This window comes from Corynebacterium sp. HMSC06G04, assembly GCF_001807365.1.
GTDB lineage: Bacteria > Actinomycetota > Actinomycetes > Mycobacteriales > Mycobacteriaceae > Corynebacterium > Corynebacterium simulans.
Genome location: NZ_KV788628.1, coordinates 17379 through 34138, shown reverse-complemented (window position 1 = coordinate 34138; position 16760 = coordinate 17379). Strand labels below are relative to the sequence as shown.

At 60.0% G+C, this 16760-nt stretch carries 17 protein-coding genes; 8 read left to right on the top strand and 9 right to left on the bottom strand.

The window, feature by feature from the left end; genetic code table 11:
- Positions 1 to 19: 19 nt before the first annotated feature.
- Both pdxT and pdxS read right to left on the bottom strand, forming a co-directional pair.
- Entirely contained in the window at positions 20 to 613 is a 594-nt protein-coding gene (gene pdxT, locus HMPREF3158_RS11900; protein ID WP_070432702.1) for a pyridoxal 5'-phosphate synthase glutaminase subunit PdxT, read from the bottom strand.
- Between the two features lie 49 nt (positions 614 to 662).
- A complete protein-coding gene (gene pdxS, locus HMPREF3158_RS11895) occupies positions 663 to 1595 on the bottom strand; it encodes a pyridoxal 5'-phosphate synthase lyase subunit PdxS (protein ID WP_062039143.1) in 933 nt (310 codons plus the stop codon).
- Positions 1596 to 1676: 81 nt separating this feature from the next.
- Here pdxS and HMPREF3158_RS11890 point away from each other — a divergent pair, with 81 nt between their 5' ends.
- The gene (locus HMPREF3158_RS11890; RefSeq protein ID WP_070498673.1) at positions 1677 to 2993 is read left to right on the top strand and encodes a MocR-like pyridoxine biosynthesis transcription factor PdxR; all 1317 of its coding nucleotides are present in this window, start codon (positions 1677 to 1679) and stop codon (positions 2991 to 2993) included.
- A 166-nt stretch (positions 2994 to 3159) separates the two neighbouring features.
- Here HMPREF3158_RS11890 and HMPREF3158_RS11885 read toward each other — a convergent pair whose 3' ends face one another.
- From HMPREF3158_RS11885 to HMPREF3158_RS11875, 3 genes are read right to left on the bottom strand one after another with little or no spacing between them, the layout of a single operon-like run.
- The gene (locus tag HMPREF3158_RS11885; RefSeq protein WP_061920695.1) at positions 3160 to 3999 is read right to left on the bottom strand and encodes an SPFH domain-containing protein; all 840 of its coding nucleotides are present in this window, start codon (positions 3997 to 3999) and stop codon (positions 3160 to 3162) included.
- Entirely contained in the window at positions 3999 to 4646 is a 648-nt protein-coding gene (locus tag HMPREF3158_RS11880; RefSeq protein ID WP_061920693.1) for a hypothetical protein, read from the bottom strand. The genes HMPREF3158_RS11885 and HMPREF3158_RS11880 overlap by 1 nt, the downstream gene beginning before the upstream one ends.
- Before the next feature lie 9 nt (positions 4647 to 4655).
- Positions 4656 to 7304, bottom strand: coding sequence for a nitric-oxide reductase large subunit (locus HMPREF3158_RS11875; RefSeq protein WP_070498671.1), 2649 nt, complete (start codon positions 7302 to 7304; stop codon positions 4656 to 4658).
- 403 nt (positions 7305 to 7707) lie between these two features.
- On the opposite strand from HMPREF3158_RS11875, the gene HMPREF3158_RS11870 reads away from it, so the two are divergent.
- The 3 genes from HMPREF3158_RS11870 (at position 7708) to HMPREF3158_RS11860 (ending at position 10563) form a co-directional block, all read left to right on the top strand.
- A complete protein-coding gene (locus HMPREF3158_RS11870) occupies positions 7708 to 7917 on the top strand; it encodes a hypothetical protein (protein ID WP_070498669.1) in 210 nt (69 codons plus the stop codon).
- Positions 7918 to 8060: 143 nt separating this feature from the next.
- On the top strand, positions 8061 to 9398 hold the full coding sequence (locus tag HMPREF3158_RS11865; protein WP_070498668.1) for an O-acetylhomoserine/O-acetylserine sulfhydrylase: 1338 nt from the start codon (positions 8061 to 8063) through the stop codon (positions 9396 to 9398).
- A 13-nt stretch (positions 9399 to 9411) separates the two neighbouring features.
- Positions 9412 to 10563, top strand: coding sequence for a homoserine O-acetyltransferase MetX (locus HMPREF3158_RS11860; RefSeq protein WP_070498666.1), 1152 nt, complete (start codon positions 9412 to 9414; stop codon positions 10561 to 10563).
- Here the strand turns inward: HMPREF3158_RS11860 and HMPREF3158_RS11855 are convergent.
- Positions 10560 to 10886 carry a DUF3017 domain-containing protein gene (locus HMPREF3158_RS11855; RefSeq protein ID WP_070498664.1) on the bottom strand — a complete coding sequence of 109 codons (327 nt, stop codon included), beginning with the start codon at positions 10884 to 10886 and terminating at the stop codon, positions 10560 to 10562. The two genes, HMPREF3158_RS11860 and HMPREF3158_RS11855, sit on opposite strands and share 4 nt — an antisense overlap.
- Complete coding sequence (locus HMPREF3158_RS11850) at positions 10887 to 11744, bottom strand: bifunctional methylenetetrahydrofolate dehydrogenase/methenyltetrahydrofolate cyclohydrolase (protein WP_070498663.1); 858 nt, start codon at positions 11742 to 11744, stop codon at positions 10887 to 10889.
- Positions 11745 to 11768: 24 nt separating this feature from the next.
- Between HMPREF3158_RS11850 and HMPREF3158_RS11845 the strand changes: the two genes are divergently transcribed.
- The 4 genes from HMPREF3158_RS11845 (at position 11769) to HMPREF3158_RS11830 (ending at position 14817) form a co-directional block, all read left to right on the top strand.
- Positions 11769 to 12239, top strand: a complete 471-nt coding sequence (locus HMPREF3158_RS11845; RefSeq protein ID WP_061920678.1) for a tRNA (cytidine(34)-2'-O)-methyltransferase — start codon at positions 11769 to 11771, stop codon at positions 12237 to 12239.
- A 78-nt stretch (positions 12240 to 12317) separates the two neighbouring features.
- A complete protein-coding gene (locus HMPREF3158_RS11840) occupies positions 12318 to 12584 on the top strand; it encodes a FeoA family protein (protein WP_070498661.1) in 267 nt (88 codons plus the stop codon).
- Between the two features lie 2 nt (positions 12585 to 12586).
- Complete coding sequence (gene feoB / locus HMPREF3158_RS11835; protein WP_070498659.1) at positions 12587 to 14533, top strand: ferrous iron transport protein B; 1947 nt, start codon at positions 12587 to 12589, stop codon at positions 14531 to 14533.
- Positions 14530 to 14817 carry a hypothetical protein gene (locus tag HMPREF3158_RS11830; protein WP_070498658.1) on the top strand — a complete coding sequence of 96 codons (288 nt, stop codon included), beginning with the start codon at positions 14530 to 14532 and terminating at the stop codon, positions 14815 to 14817. Before feoB ends, HMPREF3158_RS11830 begins: the two co-directional genes overlap by 4 nt.
- Here the strand turns inward: HMPREF3158_RS11830 and HMPREF3158_RS11825 are convergent.
- Complete coding sequence (locus tag HMPREF3158_RS11825; protein WP_083291091.1) at positions 14780 to 16243, bottom strand: PH domain-containing protein; 1464 nt, start codon at positions 16241 to 16243, stop codon at positions 14780 to 14782. The two genes, HMPREF3158_RS11830 and HMPREF3158_RS11825, sit on opposite strands and share 38 nt — an antisense overlap.
- Positions 16240 to 16689, bottom strand: a complete 450-nt coding sequence (locus HMPREF3158_RS11820; protein WP_070498656.1) for a PH domain-containing protein — start codon at positions 16687 to 16689, stop codon at positions 16240 to 16242. Before HMPREF3158_RS11820 ends, HMPREF3158_RS11825 begins: the two co-directional genes overlap by 4 nt.
- Between the last annotated feature and the right edge of the window lie 71 nt (positions 16690 to 16760).

Sequence of the window (16760 nt, the reverse complement as noted above, 5' to 3'; positions counted from 1 at the left end):
GCTATCTGACGGTTTATAGCTACACGCTTAAGCCTGCCAACCATCGCGCGTGGATGCGGTCATCGCCATTTTCTTCTGGATGGAAGCTCAAAGCGATGACGTTGTCTTCCCGTACTCCCACGACAACTGGAGTTCCGTCACTCTCAGGAACGGTGGCAATTACTTCCACCCCTGTGCCATGCGAGGTAACGATAGGCGCGCGGATGAAAGACGCCTCCACAGCCAGCTCCTCCTCATCCAAGCGCACGGGCACAGTGCGCTCTTCAGAGAAGCGCTGGTTCCCGAATCCATTGCGGCGCACGACGACGTCAAGTACACCGAGACTCTGTTGCCCAGGCGCCGGATTCTCCAGTTCACGGGCCAAGTAAATCAGTCCGGCGCAGGTGGCGAGGACGGGTAGGCCGGCACGGATGGCGTCGCGAAGCGGCTGCGCGAGCTCGAAGGCGCGGGCAAGGCGGTCGATGGTGGAAGACTCGCCGCCTGGAAGCACGATGCCATCAAGGCCATCCAATTCCCGGGGCAAGCGCACGCGGGTTACGTGTGCGCCGAGAGATTCCAGAATCGCCACGTGCTCCTCGACGCCGCCTTGCAAGGCCAGCACGCCAATCGTCAGCGCTTTGCCAGGCTTCGCCGCATTATCCGCCTTTTCCGCCGTATCTGTCTTACCAGCCACGTTCAGCCAAACGGTGCGGAGCCGGAACGTCAGCCACGTTGATGCCTACCATCGCCTCGCCGAGACCGCGGGAAATCTTCGCCAGCTCAGCTGGCTGGTCATACAGCGTGGCCGCTTTAACGATGGCCTCCGCGCGAGCAGCCGGATTGCCAGACTTGAAGATACCGGAGCCGACGAAGACGCCCTCGGCGCCCATCTGACGGACGAGTGCGGCGTCGGCAGGCGTTGCGACACCACCGGCAACGAAGAGCACGACCGGCAGCTTACCGGTCTCTGCCACCTCTGCGACAAGGTCGTACGGAGCCTGCAGCTCCTTGGCTGCGACATAAAGCTCATCGCGATCCAGGTGCTGTAGGCGGGCAATCTCGCCACGAATGGTACGCAGGTGCTTTACTGCCTCGGAGACGTCGCCGGTACCGGCTTCGCCTTTGGAACGAATCATCGCAGCACCCTCAGTGATACGGCGCAGCGCTTCGCCCAGGTTGGTAGCACCGCAGACGAAAGGCACGTCGAAGTCCCACTTGTTGATGTGGTTGACGTAATCGGCCGGAGATAGAACCTCGGACTCGTCAATAAAGTCCACACCGAGCTCGGCCAGGATCTGCGCCTCAACGAAGTGGCCAATACGAGACTTTGCCATCACCGGGATGGAAACCGCATCAACGATTCCCTCAATAAGGTCTGGGTCCGACATACGAGCGACGCCGCCCTGCGCGCGGATATCCGCTGGCACACGCTCCAAGGCCATGACGGCTGCAGCACCAGCATCTTCGGCGATCTTTGCCTGCTCCGGGGTAACGACATCCATGATGACGCCGCCCTTGAGCATATCCGCAAGGCCGCGCTTGACGCGGGTGGTTGCAATCTTGGAAGTATTTTCCGTCTTATTTTCAGTCTTGTTCTCAGTCTTGTTTTCAGCCATGCGGATCATCGAACCGCATAAAGTGGTCCACAACAAGGTCCAATCTAGGCCATTTGGATTAGACCACTTTAAGATGAGGATATGAATTTAGGCCTCGACCCGGACGATTCGCGGACGCTGCCAGTGCAGATTGCGGCAGCCATCCGCGAGATGGTTGCCACTGGCGCACTGCTGCCAGGCGAGCAGATAGATTCAACCCGCACCTTATCGGCGCAGCTAGGCGTCTCGCGCGGAACTGTGGTAACCGCTTTCGATCAACTCATCGCCGAGGGCTACCTCATCGCAAGCACCGGCTCCGGAACCCGCATCAATCCTCGCCTCCACCCCACCAAAGCCCCCGCGACCGCCCCGAAATCGCACACCCCACCGCCCCTCAACCGGGTGGAGCTAACCCCCGGCCTACCCGATACAACGAGCCTCATCACCCCCGAATGGCGTGCTGCCTGGCGCAACGCCGCCGCGCTTGCCAACGCTCCCCTTCTAACCCAAGAAATCGGTCACCACCTCCGCCACATGCGCGGCCTTGCGGTAGATCCGGATCGCATCCTCGTCACCGCCGGTGCGCGTGAGGGGCTTGCGTTGTTATTGCGGGGCGTCGCTAAGCAGCTGCGTATTGGCGTGGAATCGCCGGGTTATCCCAGTCTGCGCAAGGTACCGGAGGCTTTAGGCCATACCCTCGTGGAAGTACCTACCGATTCAGAGGGTGTGCGTGTTCCGCTAACGGACCTAGATGCGCTCATCGTCACTCCGAGCCATCAATATCCGTACGGCGATTCCCTCTCGGCTGCTCGTCGAACGGAGCTGGTGCGGTGGGCACGGGAGACGGGGGTACTCATCATTGAGGACGATTTCGACTCCGAACTGCGCTACGTAGGCCAACCTTTGCCCGCGCTGACTGCCCTCGAGCCCGAGCACACGGCGCTGTTGGGCACGTTTAGCTCGGTGATCTCCCCGACCATCGCTTGTGGATATCTCGTCGTCCCGGAGCACCTGCGCGAGCCGCTTGTGCAGCAGCGTCAGCTTTTTGGGCAGCCCGTGAGCTCTATTACCCAAGATGCGTTGGCGGGGTTTATGGCCAGCGGTGCGCTGCGCCGTCACACCGGCAAAATGCGCCGCGCTTACCGACGCCGCCGTGACCTAGTCACCGCCACCTTCCGCACGCTACCTGGCGTCGAGCTGCTACCAATTCGCGGTGGTCTGCACGCTGTGTTGCTCTGCGAACGCCCAGCGGCAGCGGTGGTCACACGGGCAGCGGAACAGGGAATCGGACTTACTGCACTAGCTGATTACTGGGGCGGAGAGAAAGCACCAAACGGAGTCGTATTGGGCTTTGGCCACCTCAGCGACTTGGAATTGGCGCTAGCACTCGCTGCGGTCGCAGAAGCCGCATCTCTTTAATGGGTAGGATCTCGCACTGATTGCGCACTCATGCGCGTGCGCAGCCAACCTGCCTACGAGCATGCCTGGCGGCACTGAGCCGCGTGCAGGAAAAGCCGAAAGGGCCACGCATAGAACGTGACCCTTTAGTTGCTGCGCTAACGGTTTACTGCGGCTGCCTAGGACGTTACTTATCCTCAGCCTTTTTAGCGCCGGCTAGCTGCGAGAAGTTCTCGTTGAAATCCTTAAATCCCTTCGAGAAGGTGCCGAGGTTATCCATGAAGCCACCCATGATGTCCATCGGCAGTGGGAAGACGATGGTGGAGTTCTGGTCTGCGCCTAACTCCAGCACCGTCTGCAGGTAACGAAGCTGCAAAGCCGCAGGAGCCTTACCCAGCTCCTCCGCGGCTTCTCGCAGCTCGCGGGAAGACTGCAACTCGCCGTGTGCGGAGATGACCTTGGCGCGACGCTCACGCTCGGCTTCTGCCTCGCGGGCAAGGGCACGCTGCATCATTTCTGGGATTTCCACGTCCTTGATCTCCACGATGCGGGTGATTACGCCCCAGCGCTCGGTCTGGCCGTTGATGATATTCGCAAGATCCTCGTTGAGTTCTTCGCGGTGTGCGAGGAGATCATCGAGATCCGCGCGGCCCAACAGGCTACGCAGAGTCGTTTGCGCGATTTGCGACGTAGCGACGGCATAGTTTTCCACTTCCAGCACGGCCTTGAGCGAATCCGTCACCTCGAACATGACCACGGCGTTCACACGCACGGAGACGTTGTCCTTGGTGATGATTTCCTGCGGCGGGATGGTAAGTGTCACCACGCGCTGGTCCACGCGCTCGAGCTTATCGATGCCCGGCCACATGAAATGCAGGCCCGGCTCCATGAGCGGACGCAGATGACCGAATCGGAAGGCCACTCCGCGCTCGTACTGTTTGATAACTTTCAGCGAGTACATCAAAAAGACGATGATGAGCGCGACGATGATGCCGATGACGATCGGCCAGAAAACGAGTGCTGACATTAGCTAGCTTCTTCCTTCTTGCGTTCCGAGCGATAACGGCTGGACTTGCCGTACTTCGAACCATAGCGGTCGATTTGGGCGGCCAGCTCGGCTTCACGGTTGTCCATTTCGGGGACGACGATCTGCGGCGCATTCGATGGTGTATTCCACAGGTGGCGTGCCAACGGATAGACACCAAGACCGGTAATCACCAAGACGGTGGCAAGGGTGATAAGCACCTCGGACAGCGAGTGGTTGGTAATTAGGGACGACAGCGGGAGCAGGTAGCCCATAGCGGCCACCGCGAGGGCAATTCCGCGGTGGAAACGACCAGAGTCGGAGTGTGGCCATGGGTCGAGCTGCCGGGTGACTTCCCTGCCATGGTGGGAGACCGTGCAGGCATCCTTTACTGGACAGGTATTGCACACCGTGGGGTTGGCGCGGTAACGCATGACGCGGTTTTCCGGGTCAAAGCTCGACGGCCAAAGCCACTGATCCTCAGGGCACTGCCAGGCGTCGTGTTCCTCCAAGTAGCGGAAAGTGCCAGCGCGGTTAGCCATGGTGCGGTTGGCGGTTTGCTTCGCCATAGCATCAAAGCCCCACGCTACAACCAGAAGAAACAGGCCGTAGCACACCGCCAGGAGGGTAAAGATTCCTGGAGCTTGCATTATGTGTCCCTACTTCTTCTGATCCGGCTTATTCTGATTTGGCTTCTTCTGGCCAGGATTACCGTCCGCCCGCTTGTCGGAGCGGTAGGTGCCGCCCCACTTGGTGCGCGATTCGAACTCTGGGTCCTGTGGGCCAGAAGCTGCAGAATCGCCGCGGCCCGAGTCCGGGGCTTGCTCTTCAACGAAGGCGCCACGCTCGTCGATGTAGCCATAGCGGCGGCCTGCCACTCGTCCAGTGCTGTGCGCGCCGTCGCGGGTATCCACACGACCCTTTCCGCCGGAGACAAGGCCGACGCTGGAGGCAGCGCCCGCGACGGGCACCTCGCCGGCGTGATCGTCGTCGTCAGGCGCGATGATGCTAAACAGCGGATCCTTCGGGTGCTCTTCGATGGTCGGGATTTCCTTGTTAAACAGCACGCCCTTGAGCGCCATCCATAGGAACGGGATGATGCCGGCTAAGAACATGACGTCGCCAGGCATGCGCAGCCACTCCATGATGAAGTTGCCAGGCTCGGTGATGTAGCCCAGGGAACGTGCCTCGACGTATCCGGAAGCCACGGATTCGTAGAGCTGCATAACGCCCAACGGGAGCAGCGAAATAACAACCATCCACAGCAGACCGATGTTCTGCAGCCAGAAGGACCACGCCATGGCCTTGTCGGACCACTTTTCCTTCGGGATAAGGTAGCGCAGCGCGAACACGGACAGGCCGACGGCCAGGAAGCCGTATACGCCCATCATTGCGCCGTGTGCGTGGTTTGCGGTCAGCGCGGTACCGATCTCGTAATAAGAGACGATCGGCAGGTTGACTAGGAAGCCGAAGATGCCGGCGCCCAAGAAGTTCCAGAAGCCAACTGCAACCAGGAACATAACTGCCCAGCGGTGTGGGAATGGGCGTTCGCCGGAGGCGCGCTGACGGGAACCGAGCTGCATGAAGGTCCAAGCCTCAACGGTCAGCAGGGTCAGCGGCACGACCTCGGCAGCAGAGAAGAAAGCGCCAAGTGCCATGTGCTCAACCGGGGTACCGGAGAAGTACAGGTGGTGCATAGTGCCCAAAACGCCACCGGTGGAGTACAAAATAATGTCCAAGAAGATGATGCCGAGGGCGATCTTCTCGCGGATGACGCCGAGAAGCACGAAGACATAGGCCACCATCACGGTGGTAAACAGCTCGAGGAAGTCCTCCACCCACAGGTGGACGACCCAGAAGCGCCAGAACTCGGCAACAGAGATATGGGTCTCGGAGCCAGCCAGGTTACCCACTGCATAGAAAGCAGGGATGGCGATGCCGGCGTAGAAGAACAGCCACGGCATATTGGACTTGTGTTCGTACTTCAGGCGGCCGCGCAGCTGGCGGAAGATGATGCCAATCCAGACAAACATGCCCACAGTGAGCAGAATCTGGAAGAAGCGCGGCAGGTCAAGGAACTCCCACTGCTGGGAGAACAGGGTGCCTTCCTTGATGTAGCCCATGGTGGACAGCCACTCGAAGGCCATGGAGCCAAAGACCACAAACGCGATGGCACCGAGCAGGAACCAAACCAGCCAGTGCTGCTTCTTCGGTTCCTTCTTGCCCACGAAAGAGGCCAAGAAAATACCGGCAGCAAGCAGGCCGCCTGCAGTCCATAGCAGCGACAGCTGGAGGTGCCAAGTACGCGAGACGTTATACGGCAGGATCTCCTGCAATGGGATACCGAAGAAGCCGGTTAGCTCCGTGCGGTAGTGCTGTGAGGCTGCACCCAGGAGCGCCTGGATGAGGAAGAGCAATGCGATGACAAGGACAAACCATGCCACGACCTTCTGCGACTTGCTAAGACCTACCTCGCCCGGCTGGGTGAAGTCGAGGTTTGGCGCCTCTTCTGCGTGCCAACCAATGGACTTAGACCAACGGCCATAAATCGCGAAGATAAGGCCGGTGCCGCCGATCAGCGCGATGAGCGAGAGCACAGACCAGACCACGAGGTCTGCGGTCGGGCCGTTATCCACGCGTGGCTCAGCCGGCCAGTTGTTGGTATAGGAGTAATCGTGGCCCGGGCGCTCTGCCGCAGAAGCCCATGCAGTCCAACCGAAGAAACCAACAAGGTTGTTGATCTGCTTTTTGTCTGTAATGAACTCAGATGGAAGTCCCTTGTTATGAGAGTCTTCGCCAAAGTACTTCGCGTAGTAGTCCTTGTTGGACTCGAAAGCAGCGATTTGGTTATCGGTCCACTTCAGTACACCAGTTGCTTCGTCATAGCGGTTGGTACGGAACTCCTGCTGGACTGCTTCTTCTGGAGTCGCGTCTGAGGAGATGAAATCGGGATAACCGTTGGCGTCGTTAAGCTCGCGTGCCTTATCCAAAGACATGCGGAGGTATTCCGCCGTGTAGTCAGGGCCTAAGTAGGCGCCGTGTCCCATGACGGAGCCGTATTGCTGCAGGCCGCGGGTTTGGTAGAGAGCCTGACCGTTCAGAATCTCATCCTTGGTCAGGATGGTCTCACCGGTGGTTTCGGAAACAATCTTTTCCGGAAGAGGCATAGACGCGTTGTAAGTGCGGTACGCCAAGAAACCCATGACTAGAAAGCCAAAGATCATGACTAAGGCGACGCCCTGCACCCACACGCTGCTGAGCTTAAGGACCGGCTTGCGGCGGTCCTCGTGGCTAGTAGTGGTGGACATATATTTTCCTGTCTTCTCAATGTGCTGACGCTTAGGCTGCGCGCCAAGGTGTCCCGAGTCAGAAGGCACCCACACCGATTATGGACGGAAAAACTAGAGTTAAATAGCTGGGCACGCGCCCACCTTCCCCAAAGGCGGTCATACGGAAGGTTGACATCCGCCAATAGCTAGACCATTCCCCCATTGCTGACTTTCAGCTAATTTTTATATCTCCCCAAGTAAAACGCAATAATGCACGTCGACCGCACCTCCCGATTTGCTTTATCTTTAAAGCGATTTCCCAACGATGTTAATTCGATCACCATTTGCAAAGCGCTACAAAAATCAGAGTACATACAGGCTAACGCCACCAACCCCAGCCTCGAAAGTTGTTTAATTCGGATTTTGTCGTATTATTTTAAGCATGACTTTCGCAGAGCACACCAAGCGCAACTGGCTAATCACCCTCTTTGCCGCCATCTTCCTTGCGGCGATTGTTTCGATGATTTTTCTGAACGACCCACACCAAACCGTCACGGTCGCAATGGTCTTCATTGCGGCTGCCCTTCTACTCTTCGGCGGCATCCTAGGCGGCTGGTACCTCATCCACCAGCGCTCAGGCTCCCAAAAATAAACTCGCGCTAAACCCACACCGCGACTAGCGGTCGGCTACCTGCCGACCGCTTTGTCTGTTTTTATTCATTTCACTTGCTGGGCAAACGTCAAATTTTCCCCACATCCATACCCATTGTGAACCGCTTGGTCTAGTCTTTGCTCATGGCTACAAAATACGACACCAGCAACCTTGAAAACCTCGCCCTCGCTACCCGCTGCCTGCACGTAGGCCAGGATCTCGACGGCTCCACCAACTCCCGCAACATTCCGATTTACCAAACCACCTCCTACGTCTTTGATTCGGCCGAGCATGCCGCCGCTCGCTTTGCGCTTGCCGACGCCGGCCCCATCTACACCCGGCTGACAAATCCCACGGTGGACGCACTCGAGCGTCGTCTAGCGGCGCTCGAAGGCGGCGTAGCCGCAGTGGCCTTTGCCTCTGGGCAGGCGGCAGAAACCGCCGCCATCGAAACGCTGGCTGGCGCGGGCGACCACATCGTGGCCTCCCCTCGCCTCTATGGCGGAACGAATAGCCTTTTTACCCATACGCTGCACCGTCTCGGCATTGAAGTAACTCTGGTCGAGAATCCCGATGATCCGCAGTCATGGCAGTGCGCTGTGCGCGGAAATACCAAGGCCTTCTATGGAGAGACCTTCGGCAACCCAGTGGCAGATGTGCTGGATATTCCGGCAATCACTGAGGTAGCGCACGCAAACCAAGTGCCGCTGATTGTGGACAACACCATCGCTACCGCGGCGCTGGCACGCCCGTTAGAGCTCGGCGCGGACATCGTTGTCGCCTCCACCACCAAATTCTATTCCGGCTCGGGCTCGGCCATCGGTGGCGTCATCGTCGACGGCGGCACCTTTGACTGGACCGTTCAGCGCGACGGCAAGCCGGTATTTCCGTTCTTCACCGAACCCGACGAAAGCTACCATGGCCTACGCTTCGCAGACCTCGGCGAACCAGCTTTCGCGCTACGCGCCCGCGCTGGCATCCTCCGCGATACGGGTGCGGCAGTCTCGCCTTTCAACGCTTGGCTGACCTTGACCGGGCTGGAAACTTTGGAGCTGCGCGTGCAGCGCCACAACGAAAATGCCCAGGCAGTTGCGGAATTCCTCGAGGCGCATCCGAAGGTGGCCAAGGTCAATTACGCCGGCCTCGAATCTAGCCCGTATAAGACCACCAAGGAAAAGCTCGGCTACCAATACACCGGTTCGGTACTCTCCTTCGAAGTGGCCACCGAGTCGGGCGAACCCGCAGCGGCCACAGAAACCGCCTGGAAGTTCATCGATTCCCTCAAGCTGCATTCCAATCTGGCCAACATCGGCGATACCCGTTCGCTTGTGGTGCACCCGGCTACCACCACCCACTCGCAATCCAACGAGGAGGGGCTGCGGGTAGCTGGCATCACCCAGGCCACGATTCGCCTCTCCGTTGGTATCGAAGCAATCGATGACATCATCGCTGACCTCGAGCGCGGCTTCGCGGCCATCTAATCAAGAAGTCGCCATGACTGTGCCCAACTTGGCTTGTGAAGGTGAGCTCGAAGAAGTCGGCGTCGGCAAGCTGCGTACTGAAGCAGGCGCTGAAATTCCCGAGGTGCGTATTGCGTATCAGCGGTGGGGCGAATTCGCCGGTGACCCGCACGGCAAGAATAACGTCCTGCTCATCGAGCATGCACTGACCGGCGATTCCAACGTTGCCGACTGGTGGGCCGACCTGCTGGGCCCAGGCAAGGCTTTGGATACGCGGAAATGGTGCGTGATCGCCACCAATGCACTGGGCGGCTGTGCTGGTTCCACTGGGCCCGCCAGCGCGCATCCCGACGACGGCCGTGCCTGGGGTTCGCGCTTCCCCGCGCTATCGATTCGAGATTTGGTGAGAGCGGAAAGGCAATTCCTAGAAGCCCTCGGAATCACCCAAGTCCGTGCCATCATCGGTGGCTCCATGGGCGGGGCACGGACGCTGGAGTGGACGCTGCTGTACCCGGAATCCATAACCGCAGCCTGCGTCATTGCGGTATCCGCGCGGGCTTCGGGCTGGCAGATTGGCATTCAATCCGCACAGATTTCTGCCATTGAGCGCGACCCGTTCTGGCACGGCGGGGATTACTACGCAAGCGGCAAAACGCCTCGCGAAGGGCTCGCCGCCGCACGCCGGATTGCTCACCTCACCTACCGCGGCGAACAGGAAATCGACGAGCGCTTCGGCGTCCAAGCACAACGCGGCGAGAATCCGCTCGGCCCTTACCGCACGGGGAATCAGCGTTTCGCGGTCAACTCCTACTTGGACTATCAGGGAGAAAAGCTCGCCCGCCGCTTCGACGCCGGCTCCTATGTAACGCTGACGGAGGCGCTCAACCGCCACGATGTCGGCCGCGACCGCGGCGGCCTCAACAAAGCGCTAGCAACATCGACTGTTCCCACGATGGTAGTCGGCGTAGACACGGACATCCTCTACCCGTATCACCAGCAGGAACATATCTCGCGCAACATCGGCAACCTGCTGGCCATGGCGAAAATCGTCTCCCCCGTCGGCCACGATGCTTTCTTGGCCGAAGCCCGCCAGATGGACCGAATCTTGCGTAACTTCCTTACGCTCTCGGCACCTGACGGACTGGAGTTGGAAACGGCGTTTAGCGGCAGCGAGTACTACATCTAAGACCCCAACGCATCGACTGAAACCGACAAAAACACCATCACGGCACCAATAACGCCGGTATAGCACGCATCAAAACGGCGCGAGCGGACCGCGAGGATGCCGACGATTTTCGAGTCACAGCTAAGCCGCACCAACGAAAGCCAAAGTAGGCCTGCACCAAGGACTACCGCGGCGCGACGCCAATGCTCGGAAATCGCAAAAACCGCAGAAAGTGCAACGGCGGCACAAAATAACCCCACGGCCGCCCACTGCACGGACGCGGGTAGGCGGGAGGGCCGCAGGTTGGCGTCGTGCGGGTTATCGAGGTTTAGCTCCGGGGCCATCTACTGCTGGCCCGCCAGTTTTTCTGCGCGCTCCACGATGTTAGACACCAGGAATGCGCGGGTCAGCGGGCCGACACCGCCCGGGTTCGGCGAGACGAAGCCGGCCTTGTCCCAGACGTCTGGTGCGACGTCGCCAGCCAATTTGCCATCAACGCGGGAAACTCCGACGTCGAGAACCGCGGCGCCTTCCTTGATCATGTCTGCGTTGAGCATATGTGCCTTGCCGGCCGCTGCGATGATGACGTCGGCAGCGCGCGTCTCGGCAGCCAAGTCCTTGGTACCGGTGTGGCAGAGCGTAACGGTGGAATTTTCACTGCGGCGGGTAAGCATCAAGCCGATCGGACGGCCAACAGTCACACCACGGCCGATGACGACGACCTTCGCTCCATCCAGCTCCACGCCAAAGCGACGCAGCAGGTGAATGCAACCATTCGGGGTGCACGGCAGCGGGGCATCCTCGTTCAAAACCAGCTTGCCCAGGTTGACCGGGTGCAGGCCATCGGCGTCTTTTTCCGGATCAATCTTGGCCAGGATCTTGTTTTCATCCAGGTGCTTCGGCAGCGGCAGCTGTACGATGTAGCCGGTGCAGCCGTCGTCTTCGTTTAGCTCGTCGATGACCTTTTCCAGCTCCTCCTGGCTAATATCCGCCGGAAGGTCCTTGCGGATGGAGTTGATTCCCAGCTGTTCGCAGTCGCGGTGTTTCATCTTCACGTAGGAGTGCGAGCCCGGGTCATCGCCCACCAGCACGGTGGCCAGGCCAGGCTGGATGCCCTTTTCCTTGAGGGCCTCGACGCGGATTTTCAGATCCGCGAAGATCTCGTCACGGTACAACTTGCCATCTAGTTTGGTTGCGCTCATGCGCTCCATCCTAGACTTATGCCCATGAGCCAGCTGCACATCGTCTTTGATAATCCCGTGATCCCCACCAATACCGGCAACGCAATCCGCACCGCCGCCGTCACTGGAGCATCCCTGCATCTCATCGAACCGCTCGGATTCAACTTCGATGACAAGCACCTAAAGCGCGCAGGCCTGGACTACCACGACCTTGCTGACCTGCACATCCATAAGGACTTCGACGCTTGCATGGACGCACTGCCCGGCGCGCGCGTGTTTGCTTTTAGCACGCATACCGATAAGTGGTTCACGGACGTCGAGTTCCAAGAAGGCGATGTCCTACTCTTTGGCACCGAGCCCACCGGCTTGCCGCCAGAGCATCTTAATCACCCACGTATCACCGAGCAGGTGCGCATCCCGATGGTCCCGGCGCGCCGTTCGATGAACCTGTCTAACGCGGCGTCGACAGCCGTGTATGAGGCTTGGCGCCAGCTGGGGTTTAAGGGCGCTGTCTAGGACAATTGTCACAACGATTAGGTAAACCATCATTCGGTTAGGGTAACTTTATAACCGAATTTGAAAGGATGCCTAGTCATGTTGCCTTTGCACATACGCTCAGGCGAGTCGACCTCCCACAACTCGGCCTACTCCCTGCCTGTCGGTTCTACTGTTACCCTGCGCCCCGAATGCCTGGATTGCATGAATAATCCGGCCATGGCCCGCCGCTTGGGCGAGCTGGGCATCCGCCCGGGAGCATGCCTAACCGTCGGCGCGCATGTGGCAGGTGGCGCGCGCATCGTCTCGGTTGACTCCTGCCGCTACGCCATCGACCGCCAGACGCTGCAATCAATCGGGGTTTAGTGATGAGTGCTGTAACGCCCAGCTGCCATGGAAATCCGGGCGGGGCGCTGGCTCCCGCGGGCGCTGCCATCATCGCCATGGTGGGTGCGCCGAACTCCGGCAAGTCCACGCTTTTTAATGCACTAACCGGTTCGAAGGTGCAGACCGGCAACTGGCCGGGCACGACCGTGGAGGTCAGCCGCGGCGCATGGAATATTGCACATTCGTGTTGCCCGGCCGAGGTTGCCGATCTCATTGACTTCCCCGGTACCTATTCTTTGGATCCGCTCAGCCCGGATGAAGCGCTCACGCGCACCATGCTTTACGACGCCGCCCCTGCCGAGCGCCCCGATCACGTCATCGTCGTGGTCGACGCGTCTGCGGTTGCACGCGGGCTCAACTTGGCTTTTCAGCTCGCAGAGCTTCCCTACCGGCTCAGCATCGCACTGACCAAGATGGACGTGGCACAAGACCAGGGCTTGCGGGTTGATGCCGATGCGCTCGCGAGAGCCACGGGAATCCCGGTGGCCTGTGTGGATGGTCGCCGGCGGGAAGGACTGGAGCGCCTGCGTGAGACGGTGCAGGTTTCCCTCACTGAGGAGCCACAAGTCCTGCGCGAAGACGCCAGCATCGACGCCCGTTTTGCGGATCTCGATGCCGCCACCAAAGCAGCGGTGCACACGCAGTCCCAGCCGGTCACGCGTTCGCAGCGCCTAGATGCGATAGCGCTGCACCCGGTAGCGGGCCCGTTGCTTTTCCTCGTGGTGATGTGGCTTGTCTTTCAGATAACCACCACGGTGGCCGCTCCTCTGCAAGACGGTTTGGAGGCGCTGGTCTCAGGACCTATCTCTGACGCAGCGCGCCATCTTCTGGAGGCAGTCGGCCTTCACCATCCGCTGGTAGAGGGCTTGCTTGTCGACGGCCTTATTGGCGGCGTCGGCATGGTCCTTACCTTTGCACCCCTGATGGCGCTGATGTTTTTGTGCCTAGCCGTGCTGGAGGATTCTGGCTATATGGCCCGCGCGGCAGTGGTTACGGACCGTTTCATGCGCGCCATCGGCCTGCCGGGCAAGGCATTTTTACCTATAGTTGTGGGCTTTGGCTGCAACGTTCCTGCCATTGCTGCGACCCGCGTGCTGGGTTCGCCGCGGCATCGCATCATGACCTCGCTGCTTATCCCGTTTACCTCCTGCTCTGCCCGGTTGGTGGTCTTCGTGATGTTGGCGGAGACCTTCTTCCCGGGTCATGCCGGCAGCGTCGTTTTTTGTATGTACGTCATCTCCATCGCTTTGCTTATTCTGGTGGGCTTGGTGCTGCGCGGCACGTTGTGGCGGACTGTGCCGCAGGACCCGCTGGTCATCGATCTTCCGACGTACCAACTTCCCACCTTCCGCCTCGCCATGTCGGTGATGTGGACGAGGCTGAAGGGATTTTTGCAGACTGCCGGCGGCATCATTGTCTCCACGGTGGTGGTCATCTGGCTGCTCATGGCGATTCCCGTAGGCGCTGGTGGGGTTTCCCTGTCTGACTACAAGTCGCCAGCTCCTGAGGATTCAGCTTATGGCGCTATCTCGCGCAGCATCGCTCCGGCCTTTGCCCCGGCGGGCTTTGATTCTTGGTCGCTCGCGGGCCCGCTAGTGACGGGGTTCGTGGCCAAGGAAGCGCTGATTTCCACGTGGTCGCAGACCTACGCAGTAGACGACGTCACCGACGCCGCACCCGAAGAACAGGCATCGAGCCCCTTAAGCGAGAAGGTGCGCGCCGACTTCGCCACAGCCTCCGACGGAAATACGAACGCTGCAGTGTGGGCGTATATGCTCTTCCTGCTTGCCTATACCCCATGCGTGGCAACGCTGGCTGCCCAGAAACGGGAGATTGGCTGGCGCTGGACACTCTTCGGTTTCGCGGTGCAACTATTCACCGCGTGGGCCTTGGCCGTCGCCGCCTTCCAGCTCTTGAGGCTGCTATGACCTCGCCCATTGCTCAGGTAAAGGACGCAATTTCCTCCGGCACCACCACCCGCGCCGGAATCGCGCACGTAACGGGCCTTGAAATCGGCACGGTCAATCTTGTGATTTCGCATTTGCTTTCCACCGGGGAGCTAAACGCCGAAGCGCTCAACTCCTGCCCCACCAGCGGATGCGGTTCCTGTGCTGCTGCAGCCCACTGCGGCACAGCCTCCGCCAACCTCGGACGAAAGCGCGGGCCGGTCTTGCTTAGTCTGCGCCGGCCTCGCCCGGCGCCGGCATCGTAGCCTCGTGCTCCATCGAAGGCAGCCGGCGTTGCCGCAGGCGGGTGAGAAGCTCGGCGGCGTCGGCAAGCGCGAGCTGCTTTCCCGCCATGCCCACGGGGCCGCGGACCAGATCGAAGCGAATGTTTTGCACGCCCAGCAGCTGATTGAGCGGGCCGGCCTGGACCGTCAGCTCTTGGATATGCGGGGTGCCCACGACCATCACCCGGCGTGACAGCCTTCCCGAGTGCACAACGGCAACGTCCTCGCCCACCAACGTGACCGCCTGCTGACGCACATCCACCGGCGAGGCCAACCAGGCCTTACGCGGGGAAACATAGGTGGGGTGGGTGTGCCCCTCCGGCTGGGCGTAGTACTCGATCTGCTCGGCATCAAGATCAGAGACCAGCTCTAGTACGCGCAACGCCTGCTCCCGCGTGCCCACCGGCAAGATGCGCGTGGAGCCCGACTGCTTGCCGCCGCCCATCGCGCCGTACCCGGCCACGGAAACCTGCACCTCGTACCAGCCAAACATGCGCCACAGCAGCGGCTGGGTAACCCGCACCGCGTGAATACGCGAACGGCGGATGGTCTGGCGGCGGCGGTCAGCCAGGCCGTAGGAGATGTTGAGCACCTCATCGTGGCCGTCGTAGCGGGATTGGAAGCGCCACGAGGTATCGATAAGATTCCAAATATTGGGCACAAAGCCCACCACGATGGGCACCGTGGCGGCGCGGAAATCCGGCAAAGCGAGGAAAATCGCCATGACTACAACCGCAATCAGCGTGGGCAAACGCAGCGCCTCCGCCGCCAGCGTGCGACCGACGGGGATTTCCGGAATCAGCTGCCAGCCCTGCTCTTCCGCCGGAGCTACCTGCCCGACCGCCTCGGAACCGGCAGCCTCCGACACCGCCGAACGGCTATGCACATGGGTCAGAAGCTCCTCGCGCAACGCCAAGGCCTCTTGCCTGCGCAGAAAGGAAATCTCAATGACAGAGGCCGTGCCGCCGGCTGTTTCCACGCGCACTGCAGCCAGACCAAATAACCGCGCAATGACAGACTCCACCACGTCGACAGCCTGAATGCGGTCATAGCGTGCGGAGCGAAAAGACGTGGAAATCACGCCGTGGCGCAGCGCCACCTCATCGGGGCCGAGCTTATAGCCCAGCTTGCGCCACCAAATAGCGGAGACATACCAAATACCCAGGCAGACCACGACGAAGCCGCCGAGCCCCGCGAGCGTTCCAAGGCCAATGTCACTCCAGTGCCCGCCACGTAGGTAGGCCGCGATGTCGGAGAGCATCTCCACGTTGAAGTTGAGCACGCAAATGGCCAGAAACGCGAAGATAACCGACCAAAAGCGCAGCAGCGGCGTCAGCCGGTGCACACGGCGATAGCCTTCCCTATCAACTGGGGCGCGGTCCTTGCCCAGCCGGTGCCGGCCACTCACAGTCCGCTCATCCTCTCGCGTGCCTTCACGGCGAGGCGCTCGCGCAATGCATCGGCGTCAGCGGCTAAAAGGCCTGCAATTTTCGCATCTGAGCTTGTCGACGCCGTGTGAATCTTCACCCTTTTCAACCCCAAGGCTCGCTCGATGGGACCGGCAGAAACGTCCACGAACTGGATTCGACCAAAAGGAACAATGGTCATGCGATACCACAGCTTACCGCGGGTAATCACCAGCTCATCGTCAGTTTCCTTCCACCCCATATTCGCCACCTGCGCGGGGATGAGCCAGAGCAAGTAGACGAACCAAACGGCCCAGGCACCGGCGAACCAGTACCAAAATGAGCTGGCGAAGTACCCCGCAACCGCGAAAGCGATAGCAAAGACTGCCGACCAGCTCAGGTGGTGAATATAGCGAGCTGTGGTCAGCTTCCGGGAGACCGGATGCATGTCTGGAGAAAGGGCGGAGCGCATGCCGCCTATGCTAACAAAGCCTCAGATTTCTTGACAAAGTGTTGGGT